The sequence below is a fragment of the Bacillus sp. FSL K6-0069 genome (genome assembly GCF_038007785.1).
GTDB lineage: Bacteria > Bacillota > Bacilli > Bacillales > Bacillaceae_G > Bacillus_A > Bacillus_A mobilis.
Genome location: NZ_JBBOXN010000001.1, coordinates 2,445,354 through 2,470,829, shown reverse-complemented (window position 1 = coordinate 2,470,829; position 25,476 = coordinate 2,445,354). Strand labels below are relative to the sequence as shown.

Here is a 25,476-nt window from a genome sequence, read left to right as displayed (position 1 = left end):
AAAGCCCTCCTTCTAATAAATTATAAATAAAAATAGGAGGAAACTATATCAATTCCTTTTCGTTTCTTTTTTATCATAAATCATTTCGTAAAAATACGAGAGATTTATACTAAATTGAATTACATGTTTTGGGAAATTCCATTACTTTCATATATTATTTGATTTACCATTTTGTTGAGTAACGAGTACTTGATATTTTATTCATCTAATTATAAAAACAAAATGTTATTCGTTATCCAATAATCAATTGTTGTTTTTCGATAAATATTTATTGATTACTCCCTTGCAATAAGCTATTATATGTTTGTAGAAAATTTTAATGTAAGGATTGAATTTATGGACAGGACATTAAAAATCACAAAGTTAAATATGTTTTTAAGGATTTTTCTCATCCCGATTATAGTAGGGATTATTGTTGGTATACTAACTAAATTGGGGCAAGGTATACTTCCAGGACATTGGAATTCATTAGCTAATCTAGGAAGCGTTTGGTTAATTCCATCCTTTTTTGTGGCTAGCTTTAGTTATTCTAAGCGTACAGCTATACTTTCTGGTATCCTTGCACTACTCGGTATGATATTAGGCTATTATGGTTATGCAATAGTTATTACAAATGTAGCTCACTCTATTTATTTTATATCTGTATGGATTGTATGTGCATTTATAGGAGGAACTATCTTTGGAATTGCAGGTTTTCTATGGAAAGACACTACAAATCCACTTCATAAATTCGGAAGCGCACTTATTAGTGGAGTTTTTGTAACGGATGGACTTCACATTCTTTTAAATTTTGAAGACTATAGTCACATGTTACCTGTTGGATATACCGAAGTGATAGTCGGGATTATCTTGATTCTTGTATTAGAACGCTCTAATGCTAATCGAATTTCTTCTTTCTTAATGATGGTCCCTATCACTATTTTAGGATTAATCGGATATAAATTATTAAGTTTGTTTACTTAATTACAATACTGTATCATGAAAAAACAAAAGACAAATTCTATTATAATCTACAAAACATATTACGAATTCAAAAATTATACTTATTAATGTTGATACACTTATTCATAGGATGGATTCATAAAGCTATCTCTTTCAAAGGGATGGCTTTTTTCTTACAAAAATATTTATCAGCTTTTTATTAAATACTTCTAATTTAACAATCGTATTTATTAGTGTGTCATCATACATGCTAAGATGACCTTTTACCATTTCATATAATCACTATAAAATAAGGCTAAAAAACTTATCTCCAAAGTTCTTTAGCCTAGTTCACTTATTTACACATTAAAAAATATAATGCGTACAACGGTACCTTTACCAACTTCTGAATGGATTTCTACACTATGTCCTAATTGTTTCGTAATTTCATATACAAGATATAGCCCCATTCCAGTTGATTCTTTAAAATCTCTACCATTTTCTCCTGTAAAGAAAGGTTTAAACACTCTTGGTAAATCTTGCTTCGGAATTCCTACACCACTATCGATAATTTCAAGTATGACGTTATTACCTTCCTTACAAGCATTTACTTTAATCTTCTCTCTACTACCTGATGAATATTTAATCGCATTCGATAGTATTTGTCCAATTAAAAATTGTAACCATTTTGCATCACTTTCCACAGTAATACCCTTATCAATTTTAAGCTCTGGATATACAAAATTCCGGATAAAGAAGCGTTTATGTTCATGCACGGAATCATTCACTATTTTATGTAGCTGTACTTTTTCCACATAAAAATCTTGTGTAAATGCTTCTAAACGTGCGACATACAAAGCCATCTCTAACCCCTTTTTCAACCTATCTGTTTCCTCATTTATACTTTCAAAACGTGGGTCTACTTCATCCTGTGTAATTAATTCTATTACAGATAGAGGTGTTTTCATTTGATGTATCCACTGGTTCATAAAGGTTAAATGATCACTATTTTTTCTCTCTTGTATTTGCAGCTGATTTTGATAATGGCGATATTGCACCTCAAGTAGGTCTTGAAGCGCAGTAGATACAGCTGAAAAATCAGATTTTTGAACAGATTCATCCAAAGATTCAAGCGGATTTGCTAATCGTTCATAAAAAGAGCGAAGTGTAAAGTAACGAAATACTAAATAACTCACCATAAAAAATGCACCTAAAAACATTGCATATAATGCCGTTGCAATATGATTATGCCCATCAAACCAATATACAAGAAATATGGCTAGTAGTTGGATTGCTGTAAAACAAATAAGTGGTATATGATCTCGAATAAACAATCTTATCATTTTTCCATACCAGTATCCCAAGTAATATGTAATCTATAACCGACACTACGAATCGTTTCAATCGCATCTTCAATCTGTAACGTTTTTAACTTTTTACGAACACGAGTTGTATTTACGCTTAAAGTATTATCGTCAACATAAGATTCGCTATCCCATAATTTATTTAATAACACTTCTCTACCCACAACACGCGGATAATTTTTCATTAACATCTCTAATAAAATAGCTTCATTTCTTGTTATATCAATCTCTTGATTCTTAAGCTTTAATACAAGCCTTTCGGGATATAAACAAAGACCGTGTTGCTCAACCATCCGCTCTTCTACTTTCGGTGCATAATCTCCGTAAGCACGTCTTAAATGACTACGAATTTTAGCCATTACAACTTCGTAATGGAATGGCTTTGAAATAAAATCATCGCCACCGTTTTCAAGCGCCATAACTTGATCCATCGTGCCTTCACGAGCCGAAATAAATAGTATCGGACATGTAGAAACTCCGCGAATTTGACGACACCAATAGTAACCATCAAAACTTGGTAAATTAATATCTAATAAAACTAACTCTGGTTGTTCTTCTAAAAAAATGTTTAATACATTTTGAAAATCCGATACAATAATTCCTTCGTATCCATATTTCGCGACATGTGTTGATAATAGTTCTGCAATTTTCATATCGTCTTCTACAATCATAATTTTAACCATGTGATTACTCCTTTTTCGATCCACAATCTTATATTCAATTATATAAAATAAATACTACCTTTTTTTATATAATCCGTAAATCAAAAAAGGATACTTTTATACAACAGCATCCTTCTTCTATTATTTCTTATTTAATATAAAATTCACTCAAAGTAAATCCCAATTGCTCCACATAATTCATACCTAATTCCATCCGAGCAGTCTTCAGCGGATCCACAACTTGGCAAATTTTCAAATTACCTGCAGCAGATAATAAAAGCGTTGCATCAGCTTTAGACATTTCTAATTCTTCATGTAAAAATGTCACCATATTACGTACAGCGCGATTCGCTGCATCATCTAACAATTTCTCTGAAGCAATCGTCATTACTTTTTCTTTTTGGATAGCCATTGGTAGTGGCCATTTCTTTCCTTTTATAACTTGAACTGTTACGGTTACCTCACCAGCAACCTCTACTCCACTAACACCAATTTCACCATCACCCATAGCCGCGTGTAAATCACCTAATGCTAATAGAGCGCCAGGAACATTTACAGGTAATAGTAATGTTGTCCCTTCTTTTATTTCTTTACAGTCCATATTACCGCCGTGATCATGCGGAGTGCCACATGAAATACTCTCTTCTTTCGGCGCAGTACCAATAACACCAATCATTGGATTAATCGGAATTTGTAGTTCATTTGAAAACAAAACATGTTCATTATGTATTGGGACAATTTTCACTGTATTTTCGTTTAAATCTTCACCCATTACGCCAAGATTTGTTCCTGTAGTTAAAACACCTTGCTCTGCAATTTTAATCTGTTCAATCGATACGACTAAAATATCACCGGGTTCTGCACCATTAATAAATACTGGACCAGTCGCTGGATTAATTCGGTTCCAATCTAATTCTTGAAACGCAACATCTTCAGAGTCAATTTGATTTTCAAAGCAATCATATGTTTCAAATACAAGACGACTCCCTACTTCTACTTCCATACAAGGCTGATTATCTGGTGACATTGCGTAAACGATATGTTCTTTATGAATGCGATTCATGTTATCTCTCCCTTTTTATATTACTCCACAATTATTAATTAGCTTTTTTCGTAAAAGCTCCTTTTAATATTTATTGATATTTACATATAGAAAAGCACATAGCTTATTTTCATACATACACTCTTTACTATAACAGGTAAAGAAAGGTGGTAGCACTATGCCCCTTATTCCATATAACGAAAGCGATGTTGATTTGCTAGCTCGATTAATTCGTGCTGAAGCTGAAGGAGAAGGTCGACAAGGTGAACAACTTGTTGGCTGCGTAGTAGTAAATCGTGTATTTTGTGATTGCTTAGATTTTAAACAACTTCGATCTGTACGTGATGCAGTATATCAAAGTCCCGGTGGATTTGAAGCAGTGCAATACGGATATTTTTATCAGCGTGCTCGCGAATCAGAAAAAGATATCGCAAGAAAAGTTTTACAAGGTGAATGGCGCTGGCCAGCACGATGGGCTCTTTGGTATTTTCGTCCAACTGGAGCTTGTCCACCTGAATGGTATAACCAACCGTTTGCAGGGCAATTTAAAAGTCATTGTTTTTATGAACCTCGTGGTGATGAATGTCCAAAAATGTATTCACGATAGCAAAATTTGAAACGCAAGTACTTAAATCTCTGAGTACTTGCGTTTCTTTTAGATTGTTTAGAAATCTAATAATGCGATGAACTTTTCAACTCCCACAACATGTATTAATAACGGTATACGTGGGCCGCTAGACTGATTCATAATGAGCCTATAAATTATAATAAATAATTGTTTTTGATTTTCTTTCATTATCTTTTTATTTTCATGATGGCAAATCGAATACAACTGTTCCATTAATTTTGAGTAGTCTATATTAGAACGAAGTATTTTACAAACTTCTACTAGACATTCTTTCTGTCTTTCATCTAATGTGTTGTAAAACTCTGTATTTCTCTCTTGATTTACCGCAATTAATTTTTCAGATTGAAAGTTTCTTATCCAATACTCTGCGCGGTTACATATCGCTATCATAGCATCTAATGTATAACTTCTATCTATTTTTTCTAATGTATCTTGTAAAATAGATGAATCAAAATTTAATAGTGGTAACGTTCCTGCTACTTGGTTAAATTTCGGATATTCTTTAAACCCACTATCAACTCTAGAGAGTTTAATTGCATCAAATAAATCTTCATTTTTGAGCATTTTATTCTCATAACTATCTTTCAATCGTTCATATTCTGTATAATTGCGAATCACATCTTCATCAAGACCGATATGAAAAGCTGCGTTTGGTCTATATTTAGCAAACATGAAAAGAATCACTTCTGGTAAATACACTTTTAACAACTCACTAGGTGTAATACTATTCCCTGAAGAACTAGACATTTTTTCGTGATGCCCTTTTATTCCTATGAAATCATACGCAACGTAATGAGGAGCTTCACGATTAAATATTTCTTTTGCGATTTCCTTGGATACATTATAACTACCCGTTTCCGATGAATGATCTCTTCCACCCGGTTCAAAAATAACATCCTCTATCATCCACCTCATCGGCCAATCGATTTTCCAATTCAGTTTCATTTTATTTGTATTTAATACTGATAATTCATTTTGATTTCCACATACACATTCATACTGAACTGATTTTAATACTTCATCAAAATGTGTAATCGTTGTTGCATCTTTCCCGCATTTTTCACAATATAATGTAACTGGATAAAAGCTCTCTCGCTCTTCTTCACTACACTCTCCAGTTTTAAAACCCATTAAAATATCATATATTTCTTTTCTTTTATATAAAGACTCGAATATATTTTCGTTATACCGTCTGCTTCTATATTCAGCATGTTGATTTATGAATTCCACTTCAATTCCAAATGCTTGAAGAGATTTCTCAAACTCTTTTTCAAAATGCTCTGCATACGAATTATGACAGCCATATGGATCTGGAATATCACAGTACGGCATACCAATATATTTTGCAAAAGATGGATCAATATTTTTAGGAACTTTTCTAAATCTATCATAATCATCCCATGAGAATATAAAACGAGTCTTTTTCCCTAAATCTTGTAGTGCTCTTACCACGAAATACGTCGTTATTATTTCACGGAAGTTCCCGATATGAACAGAACCAGATGGACTTATTCCAGATGCGCAAACAAACGTTTCTTTGTTTGGATGTTTTCTAATTAATTCATGTGCTACTTCATACGCCCAATGCATATGTTACTCACCTCAATTATTATTTGTTTTCACATTTTCAAATTTATGCAATAAAAAAACTCCCACCCCCAAGATTATTCATCTTGAGGACGAGAGTTGTTAGCTTCGCGGTACCACCTCAGTTTGTTAATACGTCGCCATATTAACCTCTTCAGGTACGGCAAAATATGCTTATACCCTATCTCTCTAACGGGAGAACCCGTCGCACCATCCCTAAACAAATTAGTTCCTTGCGCAGCTCCAAGTCTTTTTTCATTAAGATGTATACCGCTCTTTCTCAGCTACCAGAGCTCTCTGTACGTATTCTTTCTTAACTATTCTTCTCTTCCATGCCATTTTAAATATTAGTTTTTTCATATGATAATTTATAATACTTTTATTGTCAAACTTTTCCGGACAAAAAGACTATCTAAATAAATGCTTTATTGCTTCTAATTGAATTTTATGACTACATTCATCACAACAATATGTCCCTTTCGGTTTCTCTTTAAATTGCTTATATTTTTCGCTTCCTTCGTATACACGGAATATATTTTTACAAGAAAAGCAAACAATTTCATAAAACATCATATGCATTTTCCTCTCCATGTTTATACATTTTTTAATCACTTGAGAAAATCAGTTTTCCAAAGTACAAATCTTAATATCTTCTGACTAAAGGTTTACCTCTATTCTTATCGAATTATATAAATATCTTATAAAGCGAGGTGAACATCTTGATCAGTAATATAGAATTAGTTTTAGATGCTAAAGCAAGTTTAGCTGAAGGGCCATGTTGGAATGAAAATAAACAACTTTTATACTGGGTTGATATTATGGAGAAACAATTATGCATATTTAATCCTACTACTAATACAAACCGAGTAATCGCTCTTAATCAACAAATCGGCTGTGTTGTTCCATATTTAGAAGACGTACTACTCCTAGCTATGGAAAATGGCTTTTATTCTATTCATGTAAAAACAGAAAAACTGACACATATTTTTGACCCTGAACCACATTTATTTGAAAATCGTTTTAACGATGGAAAATGCGATCCAGCAGGACGTTTTTGGGCAGGCACTACAGATACATACGGTATTAATGCTGCAGGTTCCTTGTATTGTTTAAATAATAATTTAAGTGTCGAGAAAAAAATTGCACATGTAAATACATCAAATGGCATTGCTTGGTCACCTGATTATCCATACCTTTATTTTATTGATACACCTACTAAAAAAGTAGTTCGTTTTCATTATGATATAAGTACTGGAGAAATTCGTAATCCAAATGATGTAATCATTTTCCCTGAAAATGACGGTCTACCTGATGGTATGACAATAGACGAAGAAGGTTGTTTATGGATTGCACATTGGGGCGGTTCAAAGATTACTAGGTGGAACCCTTTAACTGGAGAGCAAATATTAAGTATCCCAATCCCAGCGTTATATGTAACCTCGTGTACATTTGGAGGGCCTAATTTAACAGATTTATATGTTACAACAGCCAGAACAAGAATGACAAATAACGAATTAAAACAATATCCACATGCTGGTGGTATTTTTCGAATTCAAACGAATATAAAAGGTTGTCCTACCCATTCATTTCGCAATAATAATATTGGAGCTGAAACTATATGAATCGTATCGATTACATAAGACACGAAGAAAAGAAATATCATGACCTTTGCTATGAACAATATAAACTATTCGAAACTGGCTCTTGGCTTTACAAACCGGTTAAAACAGTTATGGACTTAATGGAGTACTTTGAAGGACAAAATAACTTACAAGTGCTTGATCTCGGCTCTGGCGTTGGAAGAAATAGTATTCCAATTGCACAAAAGATACAAAATGGTAGTGGTACTGTTACTTGTGTGGACTTACTGGATTCCGCTTTAACAAAATTACAAACGTATAGTAAAGAACATGATGTATTTCAAGTCATACAAACAGAACAAGCAGCAATTGAAAACTACTACATCCAACCTGATACTTATGATTATATCGTTGCAGTATCAAGTTTAGAGCATGTCAAATCAGAAGAAGATTTAAAAAACGTGCTCCATTCTATGAAAAAAGGTACAAAAGCTGGTGGTATCAATTGTTTCATTATTAACTCGAACATACAAGAAATAGACTTACATACGAATGAAAAATTAGATGCTTTAATTGAAATTAACCTTCCTACTGAAGAGATGATATATCTATTAAAAAGCATTTATAAGGAATGGAAAGAAATTAAAGTTGAAGTAAAAGAATTAGTCTATAATATTGTTCGCGATGAAAGGCATATTCAATTAAATACAAATGCTATAACATTTGTTTTTCAGAAATAAAACTATAAAAGGTAAGGTTTTCCCTTCATATATTCATAGAAACACCCTTACCTTTCAATCATAAATTCTTTATAAAATTGCTTCGTTATTAGTTTTAGCTTTTTCTAAAACATTATTTTTATTAGAAATTCTATTCAGCTATTAATTGAATTCATTCATTTATCAATAATTGCTTGTCGAGCTTTTTCTTTATCATCAAAATGAATAGTCGAATCCTTTAAAATTTGATACGTTTCATGCCCCTTCCCAGCAATTAAAACGATATCATTAGAAGATGCCATGTTTATTGCATGTTTTATAGCCAGTTCACGATCTACTTCTACTTTATAATTCAAATTATTATTCTGTGAAAATCCTTTTTCAATATCTTTCATTATTGCATAAGGGTCTTCTGAACGTGGATTATCAGAAGTAATATAAACAAAATCACTATAACTTCCAGCAATTTCACCCATTATAGATCGTTTTTTTGCATCTCTATCTCCACCGCAACCGAAAACAGTAATAATTTTACCTTTTGAAAACTCGCTAATTGTAGAGAGGGCATTTTCTAACGCATCTGGTGTATGAGCATAGTCCACGATTACAAGGAAATCTTGATTTTCGTCTATGATTTCCATTCTACCTTCAATGCTCTTTACATGAGATAAACTGTAACTAATGTTTGTAAGCGGAATATCTTCAACCAATGCAGCTGTTATTGCTGCTAATGCATTATAAACATTAAAATGGCCTACTAGATTTAGATTGATTTCTTTTTCCCCATTAAATGTAGAAACTAAAAACTGAATTCCTTTTGGGCTTAAAGTTATGTTCTTCGCTTGAACATCCGCTCCATTATGTATCCCATACGTAATCACTTCAGCAGAAGTAACTTTTTTAAAGTATTCTACTGATGGATCATCTGCATTCAAAATAGCAATTTTTTTATCTGTAGTAGAAAAATCATTTCCTAATCTAGAAAAAAGAAGACCTTTTACATGCTTATATTCCTCAAATGTACTATGATAATCCAAATGATCTTGCGTTAAATTTGTGAAAACAGCTATTTTAAAGTTACATCCTTTAACTCTCTCCATATGTAAGCCTTGTGACGTAACTTCCATAACACAATAATCTGTATTATGATTTTTCATCTTTTGCAAATTCCGCTGAAGTATCGGTGGCTCTTGCGTATTAATATCAGTAGGATACCATTTCGAACCAACTTTCACTCCGTTATTCCCCATAAGCCCTGTTTGAAATCCATGATCAGTCAAAATTTTTTCAAGTAAATAGGATGTAGTGGTTTTACCATTTGTTCCTGTAATTCCAATGATCTTTATTTTATTAGATGGGTAGCCATAGAAATGTGATGCGATAATTGCCATAGCATACCTTGCATCTTTTACAATTATTTTAGGTATTTCAATGTTTACATCTCTTTCTACAATTAACGCCACAGCTCCATTTTTCACTGCATCTTCAACAAATTGATGTCGATCTTCAAGAAAACCATCAATACCTGATACACATATAAAAAGATTTCCGCTAGTGATCTTTCTAGAATCCATTTCTAATCCCGTAATTTCTACATTCATATTCCCAATGGTATCTTTAATCAATAACAAATCCGCCAACTCTTTTAGTTTCAAATCCCTCGCCCCCTTACACATTTACCCTACTTATTTTATCACTTCATATAAAATAATGGTTTAAAATTCCATATCAGTCGAACGAATTTTAATTATCTTCAATATACATAAATAAAAGAGCACTTGTTTCCGCAAGTGCTCTTTTTGGGGATTTTGAGATATCCTATTAAAGAAAGTTAAGGTTACTTAAAGTTAATAGGTATTTCTATTATATGCTTGTCCTTTTTATTTGTGCATAATCAATATATAAACATCTTTAATCATATTTAATAACTTTTAATTATAGTTCTTTCTTACATTTTATCATTAAGAAATTAATTGAAGGCTTATTTTCCATGATCTTATTTGGTTCATCAATTTCTGAAACTTGTACTAATCCGTACTTATTAAAATCTTGTTTTATAGATTCAGAATCATAGAAGAACATTTTTACACCTTCCATTATCTCAAAATAATCTTTGTCCAACTGTTTTCCTTTTCCATACATTGGAGCTTTTTTAGAAACAGTTGTGAAAACCATATATCCACCTGGTTTCAACTGATTATAACAATCTTTAATAAATTTCTCTCGCTCATGCTCATTTAACAAATGAAGAAGTGCATGACTAAATATCCCATCATATAGTTTATTATCAAAAGGCATCTCGTTTACTGAGCCATGATACATACTAACATCTTCTAGCCCGTTTTCTCTTGCTAAATCGATGGCTGTTTTTGAAATTTCAATACCTGTTACATTTATACCCTTTTCGATAAACACCTTTGCATTTCTTCCATATCCAATACCCGGAACTAATATGTCCTTAACGTTCTTTTCCAGAAAAAAATCTTTTGTCAAAATTGCAGATTCAGTAGGTTCAAATCCCCACATTGTTTGTTTCTCAATAAAACTTGATTCCCAAAATTCCATTTTATTTTTATCTCCTTATTCTTATCTCATGTATAGCATCACATGAAAGACCTATTAATTTTTTACGCTGCTTTTCCCCCCACAGTCACTATAGGTCCATTGAATATAGCATATTAATAAGCCTATATCTAATTTAAAGATTGGCTGAATATCTATACTAAATATTAACCATTACGTTTAGAGAAAATATAAAAAAGCTAATACTTCCGTTGTAGTATTGGCTTTTCTAAAGAGAAATTATTTTTTTATTTTGTGCTGTTCTAATATTTTTTCTAACATTTCTAAAGTTATCGGTTGAGCTTTCTCTATTAATCGATAACCAATACGTCCATTCGGTTCGGCTGTAACTTGTTGTAAACTCTTTAAATCATGAATCCCTTTTTCTCTTAATTGCATATATAGTTGTTGTTCTGACATTTTTGCCTTTATCAAGTTCGCTTTAATAATCTGACCGTTTTCAACGATTATAATGCTACTGCCATTAAGGAATTGTTCCACCTTCCTTGATTTCAATTCAAAGAAATGAATGATAAGAAGTATGCTTGCAAATATTACAGCCGCAAATATAGATGGGACTACTTTCCTACTTAATACAGGCTCTACAATAATACGTCCAATTGATACTACTATAATGATTTCAGCTCTTGTCATTTGGCTAACAGATGTACTACCAGTCATTTTTAATGCAATCATTCCGGTGAAAATTAAAATAATACTCTCCAAAATAATATTCATTATGGCCCAATCCTTTAATAGTGAATGTTATTAGCATTCCCATTTCATATAGCATTCTAAATGAATTTTAATTAAACTTTTTTGTGAAAATCATACTTACATATTCTGAAAAGAATCTATTTTGATCAATCTTCCATTGCCCCCAAAATAAAAAGCACCCGAATGGATGCGTATAGATTAAACTAATTCATTATTACTTTCTCCACTTTTATCATCAACTGATTTCAAGTCTAACATGCTGCCTATATCAGGTGGTAAAGCTAACTCTATACCAGCTACTGGTTGATTATCTTCATTAAACCATTGTTTCTTAAATTTACTCAATGCTTCACTTTTCTTTTTCTCATCCATATTAGCCCGCCTTTTATGTACATGATATTAAACACTTTACTTAATATGTACATTGAGAAAGATAATATACTATTTGTTCATAATGAAAGAGCAAAAAAACTTCTTTGTTTACACAAAACGTTGCACCTGTAAAAAATCCCTATAGTTGTTATCCCTCGTTTTATTATCATATTCATGACGAAACATACGTGAGCTATGTGACATGTACCTGATCATTTTGTTCATATGAGACAAATACTTTTAAGGGGGTAATTATCCCTTCACTCAATTCTTCAAAACATTTTTCAAGAGCAGTATAATGAATCTCATGTTGAAAAATCTCTTCTATCCATGGTGTTCTTTCTATCTGATTAAAAAACCAATCTGCATGTTTTTGATAATCATATCCGTCACTTGAACCAATGATCTGCAATTCTTTTCGATAAAAGTCGGCGGTTAATGTTAAGTCTTCTATATTACCATCAGAAAGAATGCATATAGCCCCATTACTTTTAATAGCCTTTTGCAATGTGTGAAACCCTCTATTTGTAGCAGAACATTCCAAACCGTAATTATATGTTTCTATTATTTGCTTTTCTGAATCAAAGAGGTTGTTCGCACCAAACTTCTTTGCAAATTCTTTTCTATTTTTATTAGGCTCCACAACATCCACATGTTCCACACCTACATAGTATTTTAAGAAATAACAAGCGAGTAAACCGATAACTCCCATTCCAGTAATAAGTACTTTTTCATCCTGTCGCGGGTCTAGCTTCAATACCCCTTTAGCAGCATCACACGAAAGAATAGATAATAAAGCAACTTTAGATTTTATATAACTAGGAACTTGAATGACTTTATCTCCCTTAACTATTCCTACCGTTTCATGTCCATAAAAAGAGACTACTTTATCCCCTACGTTTAAATTTGTTACTTTATTACCAACTTGAATAACTTCACCATAACTTTCATATCCAGTTTTTCTTGGATAAATAGGATTGGTATCTGAAACATCCGATTCTTTATACTGTGGTAACTCTGCTCCAATACTTATTGCACCTGCGATTGTTTTAACAATAATTTCATCATCCTGTATGGACTTAATTTTATCAGTTTGCCAATTCAATTGTTTAGGTCCTTCTAAAACTAACTTATATTGTTCCATAGCTTCCCTCTCACTTTATAAAAATATATTCTCACTAAATTGCAAACCATGTATAATAGATTCATCTAAAATTTAAGCTATAAAGTTGGTTAGCAACCAACAGTGATAATATGATAATTGAATTTGATGGATATGGAATTAATGAGTATGTTATTAGCCTTAACTGTTCTCTAAACGAATTAAGAACAATGTATTTAAATGTGAAAAATGAAGAGATATCTAATGAAGAGCTTCTAAGCTTATTTTGTGTACATTACCATTATGAAAAAACCCCAAAATTACTACGAGAAGACATCATGAGCGATGTTGTCATTGATTTAGATACGGACTATATTTATGTTCCTAATAGATAACAGTAAACTAGATGAAATGAATAGAAATTAAGATTCAGCTAAGTGTTTAATAAAATAAGTGACTGCCCAAATTAATGTCGCAAATTGAGTGACAAAATACATTGTCCATTCAAAACCAGTCAGTTTTCTCTCTCGTTTAACTTTCTTTAAGTATCTATAAAATATAAATGTACTAAAAAACATAAGTAACAACGATAATTGTTGTAAATCATCGACTATACGTACCGCCATAGACTCCATCACCCTCCTATTCAAAATAAACGCTACACTTTAAGAGTACCATATATTGGTAGTTTATTTCCGTTTCAAATACTTATGTCACAAATAAAAAGAGTATGCAGCTCTTGAGTGCTCTACAAAATATAAATTAAACAGCTTTTCCTTAAAAGAATTTCATGTAATTCCCTTTACTTTTTATAACTCAGTTCTATCACTTCCGGTATATGCTCACTATCATATTTCCTCGTATAGATTTCTCCATTTGGGGTAACTAATTGTAATACAATCTCACCACAAACTCCATTTAGTATTACAAATTCGCCTTGTGTATTTGAAATACTACGTTCCTTACTTTCAATTGAATCTTCATAAATTTTCACATTAGATATAGGTTCGTTATTTTGATCTACGATAATACCTCTTGAATACTTACCAACTGCAATACATTGATCATCTTCTTTATAATATTTAGTCACAATGATAGCTCCAATTATTATAACGATACACACAAACAAGAGAATTATTTTGCGTCTCACAACAAACCTCCTTACTTATTTTTTTCTTTTTTAAATTGAAAGGTTATCCGTCCCACTTGTTTGATTTCCTCAATCAATTTACGAATACCTTCTTCAATTTTATCTTCTTTTACATTCGATACGTTTAACTTTAGCAACTTTTCTTTATGAAAATCATTTAAATAATTTCTTTCAACTGAATCGATACTAATTTGATTTTCTCTTAAATTTTTTATGATTGTTTCTATAGCTATTTTTTTTTCTATTTCTAAACAAGTGTGTATTCCCAATGTGTTTTGTCTATTATATGCAAATAATGATGGGTTTTCATTTTGCACTTTTTTTAATGTTTCCGCTAATTTTATTGATCTATTGTAGTAGGAAGATTTAATTTTGTTTTTATGACGTTCAAACATACCGCTCTTTATATAAATTTCTAAAGCCGCTTGAGAAATCATCGGACTATCAATATCTAATATCTTTTTATATGTATGGAAATCATTTGCGATGGATGGTGGAATGACCGCAACTCCAACCCGTAAACCTGGAAAAATAATCTTAGAGTAACTTTTTAAATATATTACATGATTACAATTATCCAAGCTATATAACGGATCTGCTTTTGAATCTGTTTCTAAATCTGCTAAATAATCATCTTCCACTATAAATACATTATATTTCTTAGCCAATAACACGATTTTTTCTTTCTCATCTTTAGAATAAGAAGTTCCAAGCGGATGATGATATCTCGGTATCGTATAAAAGAATTTTATTTTACCTGTTCGAAATATACGCTCCAATTCATGCAAGTCAATACCTTCATTCGTACGTTTAATACCGATTACAGGAATTTTATTTATTTCTAGATACTCAATATATAAATGATATGTTGGCTGTTCAATTAATATCGTTTCATTCTCATTTGGAAATGGTATAGAAGTTAGTATAGCTAGCGCTTGTTGTACACCTGACGTTATAAAAATATTTTCTTCTTTAGTGAAGACTTGATAATTTGCTAATTGTTTTTGAATGACCGGAATTAAAGACGGTAAACCTTTCGGTGTTCCATATACGAACAAGTCATTTTTATACGTATCAATGGCCTTATTAATACAATGCTGAAAATCTAAATATGGGAAAACATCTGGATCTGGTGCTGAGGAAGCAAAATCAATTATCTCGTTATTTTCTATGGTATTCCCAGATTTTTTAACAACGTAGTATCCACTTTGAGGCACAGAATAAATAATATGACGCTTTTCTAATTCATGTAGCGCCCGTATAACCGTTGCCTTATTACACTCATATTGCGTAACTAGTGTCCGAATAGACGGTAGTTTCTTACCTTCTTTTATCTCCCCATTTTGAATCATACTTTCTAAGTCGTTGAAAACATGTAAATACTTATACATCATTACCACCTCATCATTTAATTTGTACTGGTACAGTTTGTATTTGTTCACATTGTAGCACTAGATCAGAAAGTTTACTATGTACGTATACTGGCCAGTAAGAAATCAACTACTATGAGGTGAAATTATGAAAAATACAACAAAAGCATATATATCAGCATTACTCTATTCATTTATTATTGGATTTTCCTTTTTATTCGTGAAACTAACACTAACCATAACAAACCCTCTTGATACTCTGGCTCATCGTTTTACAGTTGCTTTCATAGCAGCAAATATTCCGGTTATTTTTGGATTCATAAAGTTAAATATATCATTTAAAAATATACTTTCTCTTTTACCAATTGCGATTTTTTATCCAGCACTTTTTTTTGCTTTTCAAGCTTTTGGATTAGTGTATACAAGTTCATCTGAAGCAGGAATTATACAAGCGGTGATCCCAATATTTACGATGATCTTAGCTTCCTATTTTTTAAAAGAGTATACAAATACATCACAAAAAATCTCTGTACTCATCTCCGTTATCGGTGTCATTTATATATTTATAATGAATGGTCTAGGGGCTTATGAAACTAGTATCATCGGCGTTATTCTTATTTTGTTATCGGCATTATCATCTGCTTGCTATAATGTATTAGCACGGAAAATGGCAAATAATTTCAAGCTAATGGATTTAACTTATACAATGACAGCGATTGGTTTTATTAGTTTTAATTTAATTGCTATCGTCAGCCATATAAACAAAGGGACATTAACTATATACTTTAAACCATTTATGAACGGAACATTTCTTATCTCCATTTTATATTTAGGTTTGCTATCTTCTTTACTAACAGCATTGCTATTAAACTATTCGTTATCTTATATTGAAGCAGCTAAAATAAGTGTTTTCAGCAACTTATCTACACTTATTACAATTATCGCGGGTGTTGTATTCTTACACGAACAAATCGCATACTATCACATCATCGGAACAATTTTGATTGTTCTTGGAGTAGTGGGCACAAACTTCTTAGGAAAAAAAAGGGATTGTAATAAAGAAGAAGAATACTTCCTTAAGTAAATAAAAAGTGAGGGATATATATTGCAACGTGTAAATACGATTGATATTAGTAACATTCTAGAATTAGAAAAGACTCTTTCTACTTTATTAAATGAAGCGATTTCTTCAAAACTAGAGCTTGAAAACTGGTTAAAAAAACAATCTACAGTCATTTGGAAAATTGAAGAACAATTAAGATCACACTATATCGCCTTTCAATGTAATACGGATAATAAAGAAATAAAAGATACTTTTGAATATGATCAACAATTTGTAAGGCCTCTTTTGAAACATTATCAGAATTCATTTGATAATAAATATTTAGAGTCCCCTTTTCGAATGGAACTTGATCAAAAAACGTATAGCTTACTAGATAAAAAAATAAAGAATGCGCAAACATTATTTTGTGAAAAGAACATTGATTTAGAGGTAATTGAAGACAAACTAGTAACACAGTACTTCGAAATTACAGGTGGTTTAACTGCGCTATGGAACGATGAAGAAAAGACAATTACCGAACTACAGTCTTACTTACAAGATCCGGATCGTCATATACGAAAAAAAGCAAAAACGCTCATTTCTGAAACATTCTTATCTGTTGAAGATACATTACAACATATATTAAATGAATTAATCGCAATCCGTCACCAAAAGGCGCAAAACATTCGATTAGATAAATATTGTGATTATATATTTAAGAAATATGAACGATTTGATTATACACCTGATGATTGCTATGAGCTTGCTGAATCTATTCGTAAATACGTATTACCACTTATCGATAAAATATTGAATGAGAAAAAATCTGAACTTCAAGTAGATAGTCTTCGTCCATGGGATCTAAAAGCAACCGCACCAAATCAAAAAGCATTAAAACCTATCGAAGACGCGAGCGATTTAATCGAAAAAAGTTCTCATGTTTTACACAAACTAGACCCTGAATTTGCAACATTACTGAACCGTATGCATAAAAATAATTGCTTAGATTTAGAAAGTCGTAAAGGAAAAGGACCTGGAGGATTTTGCGAACACTTACCTGCTTCGCAACTATCTTTTATCTTCATGAATCTCAATCATACACATTATGACATTACTACTTTCCTCCATGAAATGGGCCATAGTATTCATAATGAATGTATGAAGCAACTAGAGCTACAAAAATATTTAGAAATCCCTTCAGAATCAGCTGAGCTTGCTAGCATGACAATGGAATTATTTTCGATGGAGTATTGGGATACATTTTATGAGAATACGGAAGAATTTATAAAAGTAAAATTAGATTTCTTTAAAGATATTGTTAAGTATTTACCATCAATGCTTATCGTTGATCAATTCCAGCATTGGATGTATGAAAATCCTAATCATACCGCTAAGGAAAGAAACGAAAAATATTTAGAATTACATAACACTTACCAATCAAAAGTCGTAAATATCGAAGGCTATGAAAATTGGATAGCAACTGGCTGGTTACCTGTATTGCACATATTCGAAATACCATTCTATTACATCGAATATGCTATCGCACAACTTGGTGCATTGCAAATGTATAAACAATATAAAGAAAATCCTAAACAAGCACTAGAAAATTATAAAAAGGCTTTATCATTAGGTAGCTCTAAATCTTTAACTGAAGTATATGAAGCAGCTGGTATTCGTTTTGATTTTTCTGGAGAAACGATTAAAGAACTAATGTTATTTGTAGAGGGCGAATTAGAGTCACTTGAACAATTGTAAGAAGGAAGCTGTTCCTATATTTTAGGTTCAGCTTTCTTCTTTATTTTATTTATCAATTCTATGTACTGAGAATCACCGTATCCGATTGTTGGAAAAAGTTGAAACAACTTTATTAATAATTCATGATTTGATAAGCCTTGATTTTTAGAGATAAATTTCATTACGATATTATCTTCTTTTAGCATTTCTAAATATAAGTCTATAGCCTGATACATTACAGGCGGTACCTTACGGGAAATTTTTTTATGGTTTACTAATACTTCATTGTATATAGAAGAATAATTCCCCAATTCAAGTTCAATTTGATCTACTTTAAATTCATCCTCTCTGAAACTATTTAAGTAGACCTTCCCTTCATAAGAAGACTGTTCAAGGTAAGAAAGCATGGTAAGTAGGTTCATTTGGCAAAACATATCTTCCCCGAACCATAAAACAATACATTTATACGTTTTCGTAAAAAGGTTTTCTAACGGGTCTATAACCTTTTTTGTATAACTTTCTATTGAACTGTTATGACCTTCTGCTCTTGTTTTAATAAACTCTTCATTAAAAACTTGTGCAGTAGCCACATTTACACACATTGCTTCGTTAAAAGGCGCATAATCAGACTCACCCATTAGCTTCTCAGTTTTAAATTCTTCATACATCATTTGACCATTTAATATGTTTAGTACATCTTTATCAAACAGCTCTCTTTTCGCATTTTGTAACTGCTCAACCTCTAATTTTCTAGAAACGTTCATTTTAAACTCCCCTTCTATTTTTAGTTTAATAAATGACTGAATAGGCATTTTGTTAAGCTGGAATTCTCTTGGATTCATTCCAAAAACATTCTTAAAAGCTCTACTATAAGCCTCTTGAGAAGAATAATCGTAATCCAATGCAATATCTATTATCTTTCTATCATTCGTCAAATCCCCCGTAGATAAATACAATCTTCTCAAAAGAATATAGCGCCTAATACTAATGCCTGTTACTTGGTGAAATCTAAAAGAACAGTAATACGGAGAATAACCCATATAACGAGATAATTCATTTAATGAAAATTCTTCTTTTAAATTGCTCTCAATCCAATCAATCATCTTCTGTATATGTTCATTCATTTACTTCCCCCCTTATTAAGCATTATAAAAGATGTTCATTACTTTCTTTTGATATTTCTTGTGTTTTATAACATGAGCCATTCATTACGTCATGCTTCATTTTAAAGGAAATCAAAAATAAAGCACGAATGTTGTAAATTAAGAATCATTAATTCTCTAGTCAAAAAATTTCAGTTTAGAAAGGACGTTACAATGAACGATCACGAAAAAGAAATACTTCAATTCATAAATGAACAATATTCGTTAAATTTTATTAACATGAAACCAATAACGAATGAAATGTATCAATGTTTTACAGAACTAGGTACATACTTCATTAGAATTACAAACTACAAATCATATGAAGAACAGTTAGAAGAAGTTACATATACGAACTTTTTATATGAAAATGGTTTAGCAGTTCCTCCAATAATACCTTCTCTTAATGGGAATTTAGTAGAAAGGTTAACATTAGACAAGGAGATTTTTTCCGTATTATATAAAGCTGCTCCTGGTATACATTTACCAAGGTGTGAATGGAATTCTAATATATTTAAAAAGCTTGGTAAACAAATTGGAAAATTACATCGTATTTCTAAAAGCTTTGAAAAGACTAAACCGGTTAAATATATAAACGATTGGTATGAAAATGAAGAATATAATTTTCTTAAGTATATCCCTAAAGATGAAACTACTATAAGAGAAATTGCCTCTGACGTTTTAACTTCTATAAAGGGGCTAGAGAAATCTACTTCGAATTACGGCTTAATTCACGGTGATTTATGGTTAGAAAACATTTTAGTTGAAAACAATTCAAACTTAACAATGATTGATTTTCAAGACTGTGAAAAACATTTTTATATATTTGATTTAGCAGTTCCTATTTATAGTGCGATAGAATATTCATTTGCTGGAAATGGGAATATCGCAGACTATGAACATTCTATTACAAAAGCAATATTTGACGGATATCAAGAGGAAAATGAGCTACCTAAAGAGTTGATAGACAAGTTGCCTATGTTTATTAAATTAAAGGAGATTTTTGAATATAGCTTAATGCATATGTATTGGGATAAAGAAGAATTAACTGAGGAACAAGTACGGATAATGAACCTTTATAGGCTGAAGATCGAAAATAACCGTTCTCTCATTAAAATTTAACAGAAATGTTGTTCAACTACATGGTAATGATAGTTGAACAACATCCTATAATCACTAGATTATTTTAAATGGTATTCTACATTTCATCTTTTATAAATTGATGTTTCTTCCCATGTTTTTTCTTAATTACAATTGCTTTATACAAAGATGCTGTACCTAATATAGCAAATAAGATGATTATAGGAATACGAACAATATGTGGAACATAGCGCGGTAGAAAGAAAAGACGAACATTTTCATCTACACTAAACATCTCAAAAATTAACGGGACTACACTTTGATGTATCAAAAAAAAGATACCCATAAATACTAAAAGAACAACAATAGCTAGTTTTTTCTTAGGTAATTCAACCGCTTTTCCGTTATCTTTCTTTTTGTTATCCCCACGCAATATTTTCATGCCATTCTTCATTTCAAATAGCAATTCAGATCCACTTTTTTCAAGTTTTAAGTAAGCAATTCGCCCAAACCACCAAGCAAAAAACATTCCTGTACAAATGCCAGTCAACACACCTAGCCATTGTAAGAGCTGTACATGTAGTAATGTCCCAAGCCATACAACTAACAAAGCGGGTATAGTTGTTGCTAGTACCATCACCATCATTAACCACGTTGTTATAAACATTTTACTCGCATTCATATCATCACCTGAGATAACACTCCCTCTCCCGCGGCGATGAGGATCAGTTATTGGTACTAAGTTACATACAGAAAATAACATAATAAGACCTGCAGCTCCACCAAGTAATGCTGGTATTACTGCAAATACCCAAGGATAAATGAAAGTAAGTCCGCTAGAGATTGTGAAAATAATTGTTGTTATAATCGCAATTGGACCAACCGCTAGCAACCATGCAAATTGACGGCCACGCACATCAATTCGTTCTGCGTCAAGTGTCGTCAAAGTTAACCATAGTGCACTCCCATCGAAACCATACATATTACAGGAAAACATACTTGTAAATACAATCATAATTATCCCTGCCCAAGGCATTAAGTACAATATATTAGCGCTTGTAACTAAAATACCATAAAATACCCCTATCCAAATACCCATCCGGAGGAAACGGCCTCTTTGTGGATCTCTTCCCCAACTTTTTAATTCTTTTATAATTGTTGCTCCAATTTTCGTTTCTGAAAAGAAACGTAAAGCTTTTCTATGTTTATTAGTAGTAATCCTTCCTTCGCTTTTCTTAATCACTGTACTTTTCATCAATAATGTTGTCCATATAAAAAAGAGCAATCCACATAATATTGTTAGAAGCATTAAAAAAACAAAAGCTAATAACCAATTGGATTGAATCGCATACTCTATAGCGAGTATCGCCCAACTAGACGGAAACATGTAAAGTAAAGTTGAATCACTAAGTGTCATCTTATTAATAGCAGGAAGTACATACCATCCCACATTTAGAAACGCTATAATGAAACCAAAGAGCATTGCTCCCACTTCCATGCCAATCCTTGATTTCAACGTCTCACCAATAATACTAACTACTACTTTTGATAACAATACTACAAATATTAACTCTAAAATAATTGCTGGAACTGCAACTATAGTTGCAGTTAAGCTAACCCTAGCTGCGTAAATGAATAGTCCTATGAAGGCCATTAAACTAACGCTTGGTCCTAATCCTATAAAAGCCACAACAAGTAACGCCCTAGCAAGTTTATAAGAAGTAAATGGAAGCAACGCGAAATATTCAGGACGTAATATTCCATCTCCTCCAGCGATAATTGGACCCAAAACCCACCCTACTGTCCACAGAGCAAATGCAATGTAAAGAATACTATGTGAAACGTTATGTTCCGTAGGATAAAAAGAAAAAAGTAGAATGGTTCCAACTGCAATCAATAAACCAACTATTCCTGTAATAATGAAAAGAATTGCTTTACCACTATGCATTGAATTTTTAAGGATAGATAACTTCATTCGAATCAAAACACTAACCAAGACAGCTCCTCTCCTTTAACAGCAGGAATCCCTACTAACTGAACGAAAATGTCTTCGAGAGTTTCTTCACCGCAAACATCTCCCATTGTTCCTGAAGAAACCACTCTTCCTTTTGAAATAATTGCAACGTGATCACAAAGTTGTTCAACTAACGCCATGACGTGACTTGAAAATACTACAGAACCACCCGAACTAACAAATTTTTGTAAAATCTTTTTGATAGTAGCTGCAGAAATAGGGTCTACCGCCTCAAACGGTTCGTCGAGAACGAGTAATTTCGGCGCATGAAGAAGTGCAAGTGCAAGACCGATTTTCTTACGCATACCAGTTGAATAATTAATAACTAGAGTCCCCTCAGTATTATTTAACTCTAATATTGTAAGTAATTCTTCTGTCCGCTTAGCAACTTCCTTGGCATTCATTCCTCTTAATAATCCCATATATATTAATAATTCACGTCCAGTAAGTCTTTCCGGTAAACCTAACCCATCTGGTAATACCCCAATCAGCGTTTTAGCTTGTTTCGGGTTACTCCAAACATCAATTCCAAAAACTTTTGCGCTCCCACTATCTGGTCGTAACAAACCAACGGCCATCGATAATGATGTAGTTTTCCCTGCTCCATTAGGCCCAACAACTCCGTAAAATGATCCTCTTGGCACAATTAAATCAATATGATTAACTGCTATAAATTCTCCGAAACGCTTATGTAGTTTCGAAAGCTGTAGTGCCGGAGCAACTTGCTCAAATTCAGTATGCATTGAAATTGGTTCACCAATTTTCATAAAATGGACTCCTTCTTTACAAATGTAATACCCGATTACAAATCTCAATAACCTTACTCATCCACTTGTATTGTTAGAACGGTTATAATAAAAAATGAATTTAGGAAGAGCTTTTCTTTAATTACAATACTGCGCTACCAAATCATTTAAATATTCATTGTTAGTAGCAGTTACATTTTCAGATACTCTAGCCGCAATAATGATAGGTGCCCATTGAAAAATCTCATCTCTCGATAATCCAGTATTTCTGCAATAAATATGCAAATACATTTCAGCTAATTCTACCGAAGATTGTGCGTACAACAAGTATGTCCGAAACACATCTGCACGAATGTCACCTGAACTAGCATCAACCCAATCTATAATATTCACACTCTTATTACTCAAAATTAGATTAAACGGATGAAAATCCCCATGACATAATCTTGGTTCAAATTTGATTAAATGTAGCTTATTCAATATATTTCCCTTTTGCTTTTCATCCAATTTAAAAACAGATTTAATTTGTCGCTCTAATCTTTCTCTCATTGATTCTATTTCATCTGTGTTCATACGAATAGAATGAATCTTCTTTTGTTCATTCACACAAATATTTATGTAATGCTCTGCCTCATTTAGATTATTTAGCAGGAGATCACCAATACTATTTCCTTTTATGTATTCCATAATAATTGCCTGCCTATTTTGTATCTTTGTCACTTCAAATACGTTTGGAACTGGTAGCCCGCATGAATAAGCATATTTTTGTTTTTTTGCTTCATTTATAGGCTCTGTATCTGGAAGATATTCTTTAAATAATTTTACAACCTTACTATCATAGAGATAGATTTCCGCTGTATTCCCTTTAGCTATCGGATTTCCTAAATTCAATTCATTTCTCTCCTTATTGTAAATTAAGCTGACACCTTATACTCCTATATAAATTCAGTGTAATTATGCGGAAACCCTTCTCTAAGAAAATATAAAAAACTTACCACTTTCTATCCTTAAATAGAAAGTGGTAAGTTTAATTTACTAGGAACATTGGAAGGAAAATGTGGTGTATGCACAATTGAAAATGCATATCCCTGCTCAATAAATGATACTTCATTATGTTTACATTGAAATGGGACGCTATTTTTCTTAAAGTTAATTTGGATTTGCTGTAATAATGCAGGGTCCGGTGTTCCGAAAGAAACATGTACTTTCGGTGGTAAAGCTTTCATCGCAATCGGGATCCAAGGTCGCTGCCACCAAGTTGCAACGATGTATGCGGTGCCACCAATAACAAAGTTGAAAATATCCCCATCTTCCATCGTTTTCATATTTAGATTTGATTTCAACCATTCGCGAAATACGGGTACACTTTTAACAGGAAGACCAATTTCCCTTACGTATAAAATATTTAAAGGGGAATGTGGAACTAATACATCTTCTTTAATATAACTATGTGCGATAATTTCGAGTAGATTTCCATCCCCGTCTTTAAAGTATACATTGAATAGACCATTCTCTTCACCAATTACATTTCCATTTTGCCATTTCACAATGAGTAATCCAGAATCTTTTAGCCATCTTGCTGTTTCATGGAATTTTGAATATGGAATCTCAAAAGCGAAATGTGCAGGTGCGATTGGTTCGTATACTTCTTGAAAACTAATTGTTGTATATGGTGTTACTTCAAATTGAATAAATGATGCTGTTTCTTTTTTGATTGGAAAAGATAATATGTCCTTATAAACTTGTTTTACCCCTTCTATGGAAACCGTTTGTAATTTTATATCTGATATATGTGTAATCACGTTACATTCCCCCTGTTTCTTATTATCTATCCGTATTGTATTACAATTATAAATAGATAAAATCAAACGGAAGGGTGGATTTTTCAAAAAAAACTACAACTTTAGTATGAATATTTAAATTTATCCTGCATTGTTTCCAT

At 32.1% G+C, this 25,476-nt stretch carries 25 protein-coding genes, 1 pseudogene and 1 other annotated feature; of the genes and pseudogenes, 8 read left to right on the top strand and 18 right to left on the bottom strand.

What is annotated here, in order from left to right; genetic code table 11:
• The first annotated feature begins 336 nt into the window (after positions 1–336).
• Entirely contained in the window at positions 337–963 is a 627-nt protein-coding gene (locus MHB74_RS12575) for a DUF6518 family protein (RefSeq protein WP_061680218.1), read from the top strand.
• A 317-nt stretch (positions 964–1,280) separates the two neighbouring features.
• Here MHB74_RS12575 and MHB74_RS12570 read toward each other — a convergent pair whose 3' ends face one another.
• The 3 genes from MHB74_RS12570 to MHB74_RS12560 all read right to left on the bottom strand — a co-directional run bounded on the left by MHB74_RS12570 (position 1,281) and on the right by MHB74_RS12560 (position 4,010).
• On the bottom strand, positions 1,281–2,264 hold the full coding sequence (locus MHB74_RS12570; RefSeq protein WP_061680219.1) for a sensor histidine kinase: 984 nt from the start codon (positions 2,262–2,264) through the stop codon (positions 1,281–1,283).
• On the bottom strand, positions 2,261–2,968 hold the full coding sequence (locus MHB74_RS12565) for a response regulator transcription factor (RefSeq protein ID WP_061680220.1): 708 nt from the start codon (positions 2,966–2,968) through the stop codon (positions 2,261–2,263). Before MHB74_RS12565 ends, MHB74_RS12570 begins: the two co-directional genes overlap by 4 nt.
• A gap of 127 nt (positions 2,969–3,095) precedes the next feature.
• A complete protein-coding gene (locus MHB74_RS12560) occupies positions 3,096–4,010 on the bottom strand; it encodes an acetamidase/formamidase family protein (protein WP_061679838.1) in 915 nt (304 codons plus the stop codon).
• Positions 4,011–4,167: 157 nt separating this feature from the next.
• On the opposite strand from MHB74_RS12560, the gene MHB74_RS12555 reads away from it, so the two are divergent.
• Entirely contained in the window at positions 4,168–4,596 is a 429-nt protein-coding gene (locus MHB74_RS12555) for a cell wall hydrolase (protein ID WP_048529870.1), read from the top strand.
• A gap of 57 nt (positions 4,597–4,653) precedes the next feature.
• On the opposite strand, the gene lysS is transcribed toward MHB74_RS12555, so the two are convergent.
• Entirely contained in the window at positions 4,654–6,207 is a 1,554-nt protein-coding gene (gene lysS, locus MHB74_RS12550; RefSeq protein WP_061679839.1) for a lysine--tRNA ligase, read from the bottom strand.
• A gap of 82 nt (positions 6,208–6,289) precedes the next feature.
• Positions 6,290–6,546 (bottom strand) — a binding site (T-box leader).
• 66 nt (positions 6,547–6,612) lie between these two features.
• The gene (locus tag MHB74_RS12545; protein WP_068987169.1) at positions 6,613–6,783 is read right to left on the bottom strand and encodes a DUF2197 domain-containing protein; all 171 of its coding nucleotides are present in this window, start codon (positions 6,781–6,783) and stop codon (positions 6,613–6,615) included.
• A 140-nt stretch (positions 6,784–6,923) separates the two neighbouring features.
• On the opposite strand from MHB74_RS12545, the gene MHB74_RS12540 reads away from it, so the two are divergent.
• Together MHB74_RS12540 and MHB74_RS12535 are read left to right on the top strand one after the other, a co-directional pair.
• The gene (locus tag MHB74_RS12540; RefSeq protein ID WP_061679840.1) at positions 6,924–7,826 is read left to right on the top strand and encodes an SMP-30/gluconolactonase/LRE family protein; all 903 of its coding nucleotides are present in this window, start codon (positions 6,924–6,926) and stop codon (positions 7,824–7,826) included.
• Entirely contained in the window at positions 7,823–8,524 is a 702-nt protein-coding gene (locus tag MHB74_RS12535; RefSeq protein ID WP_061679841.1) for a class I SAM-dependent methyltransferase, read from the top strand. The genes MHB74_RS12540 and MHB74_RS12535 overlap by 4 nt, the downstream gene beginning before the upstream one ends.
• A 155-nt stretch (positions 8,525–8,679) precedes the next feature.
• Here MHB74_RS12535 and MHB74_RS12530 read toward each other — a convergent pair whose 3' ends face one another.
• The 5 genes from MHB74_RS12530 to MHB74_RS12510 all read right to left on the bottom strand — a co-directional run bounded on the left by MHB74_RS12530 (position 8,680) and on the right by MHB74_RS12510 (position 13,298).
• On the bottom strand, positions 8,680–10,158 hold the full coding sequence (locus MHB74_RS12530; RefSeq protein WP_061679842.1) for a UDP-N-acetylmuramoyl-L-alanyl-D-glutamate--2,6-diaminopimelate ligase: 1,479 nt from the start codon (positions 10,156–10,158) through the stop codon (positions 8,680–8,682).
• A 280-nt stretch (positions 10,159–10,438) separates the two neighbouring features.
• Positions 10,439–11,068, bottom strand: coding sequence for a class I SAM-dependent methyltransferase (locus MHB74_RS12525; RefSeq protein ID WP_061679843.1), 630 nt, complete (start codon positions 11,066–11,068; stop codon positions 10,439–10,441).
• Positions 11,069–11,305: 237 nt separating this feature from the next.
• Positions 11,306–11,803 (bottom strand): DUF421 domain-containing protein, encoded by a 498-nt coding sequence (locus MHB74_RS12520; protein WP_061679844.1) that lies wholly within the window; start codon positions 11,801–11,803, stop codon positions 11,306–11,308.
• 177 nt (positions 11,804–11,980) lie between these two features.
• Positions 11,981–12,154, bottom strand: a complete 174-nt coding sequence (locus MHB74_RS12515; protein ID WP_081110398.1) for a hypothetical protein — start codon at positions 12,152–12,154, stop codon at positions 11,981–11,983.
• 193 nt (positions 12,155–12,347) lie between these two features.
• Positions 12,348–13,298: a zinc-binding dehydrogenase gene (locus MHB74_RS12510; RefSeq protein WP_061679845.1), complete on the bottom strand. Its 951-nt coding sequence runs from the start codon at positions 13,296–13,298 to the stop codon at positions 12,348–12,350.
• A gap of 110 nt (positions 13,299–13,408) precedes the next feature.
• Here MHB74_RS12510 and MHB74_RS12505 point away from each other — a divergent pair, with 110 nt between their 5' ends.
• Positions 13,409–13,651, top strand: a complete 243-nt coding sequence (locus MHB74_RS12505) for a hypothetical protein (protein WP_061679846.1) — start codon at positions 13,409–13,411, stop codon at positions 13,649–13,651.
• A 27-nt stretch (positions 13,652–13,678) separates the two neighbouring features.
• Here the strand turns inward: MHB74_RS12505 and MHB74_RS12500 are convergent, their stop codons facing one another.
• The 3 genes from MHB74_RS12500 to MHB74_RS12490 form a co-directional block, all read right to left on the bottom strand.
• Positions 13,679–13,882: a hypothetical protein gene (locus MHB74_RS12500; protein WP_061679847.1), complete on the bottom strand. Its 204-nt coding sequence runs from the start codon at positions 13,880–13,882 to the stop codon at positions 13,679–13,681.
• Positions 13,883–14,058: 176 nt separating this feature from the next.
• Positions 14,059–14,406: a hypothetical protein gene (locus MHB74_RS12495; protein ID WP_061679848.1), complete on the bottom strand. Its 348-nt coding sequence runs from the start codon at positions 14,404–14,406 to the stop codon at positions 14,059–14,061.
• Between the two features lie 11 nt (positions 14,407–14,417).
• The gene (locus MHB74_RS12490; RefSeq protein ID WP_061679849.1) at positions 14,418–15,797 is read right to left on the bottom strand and encodes an aminotransferase-like domain-containing protein; all 1,380 of its coding nucleotides are present in this window, start codon (positions 15,795–15,797) and stop codon (positions 14,418–14,420) included.
• Between the two features lie 127 nt (positions 15,798–15,924).
• On the opposite strand from MHB74_RS12490, the pseudogene MHB74_RS12485 reads away from it, so the two are divergent.
• Positions 15,925–16,864 (top strand): annotated as a pseudogene (locus tag MHB74_RS12485) (DMT family transporter).
• Between the two features lie 17 nt (positions 16,865–16,881).
• Positions 16,882–18,573, top strand: a complete 1,692-nt coding sequence (locus tag MHB74_RS12480) for a M3 family oligoendopeptidase (protein ID WP_061679850.1) — start codon at positions 16,882–16,884, stop codon at positions 18,571–18,573.
• A gap of 14 nt (positions 18,574–18,587) precedes the next feature.
• On the opposite strand, the gene MHB74_RS12475 is transcribed toward MHB74_RS12480, so the two are convergent.
• Entirely contained in the window at positions 18,588–19,676 is a 1,089-nt protein-coding gene (locus MHB74_RS12475; protein WP_061679851.1) for a helix-turn-helix domain-containing protein, read from the bottom strand.
• 192 nt (positions 19,677–19,868) lie between these two features.
• Between MHB74_RS12475 and MHB74_RS12470 the strand changes: the two genes are divergently transcribed.
• A complete protein-coding gene (locus MHB74_RS12470; RefSeq protein ID WP_061679852.1) occupies positions 19,869–20,816 on the top strand; it encodes a phosphotransferase enzyme family protein in 948 nt (315 codons plus the stop codon).
• Positions 20,817–20,892: 76 nt separating this feature from the next.
• Here MHB74_RS12470 and MHB74_RS12465 read toward each other — a convergent pair whose 3' ends face one another.
• The 4 genes from MHB74_RS12465 to MHB74_RS12450 all read right to left on the bottom strand — a co-directional run bounded on the left by MHB74_RS12465 (position 20,893) and on the right by MHB74_RS12450 (position 25,336).
• Entirely contained in the window at positions 20,893–22,770 is a 1,878-nt protein-coding gene (locus MHB74_RS12465; RefSeq protein WP_061679853.1) for a hypothetical protein, read from the bottom strand.
• Positions 22,755–23,555: an ABC transporter ATP-binding protein gene (locus tag MHB74_RS12460; RefSeq protein WP_061679854.1), complete on the bottom strand. Its 801-nt coding sequence runs from the start codon at positions 23,553–23,555 to the stop codon at positions 22,755–22,757. The genes MHB74_RS12465 and MHB74_RS12460 overlap by 16 nt, the downstream gene beginning before the upstream one ends.
• A gap of 117 nt (positions 23,556–23,672) precedes the next feature.
• Positions 23,673–24,425 (bottom strand): aminoglycoside phosphotransferase family protein, encoded by a 753-nt coding sequence (locus MHB74_RS12455; RefSeq protein ID WP_061679855.1) that lies wholly within the window; start codon positions 24,423–24,425, stop codon positions 23,673–23,675.
• Positions 24,426–24,541: 116 nt separating this feature from the next.
• Complete coding sequence (locus MHB74_RS12450; protein ID WP_061679856.1) at positions 24,542–25,336, bottom strand: VOC family protein; 795 nt, start codon at positions 25,334–25,336, stop codon at positions 24,542–24,544.
• Positions 25,337–25,476: the final 140 nt, after the last annotated feature.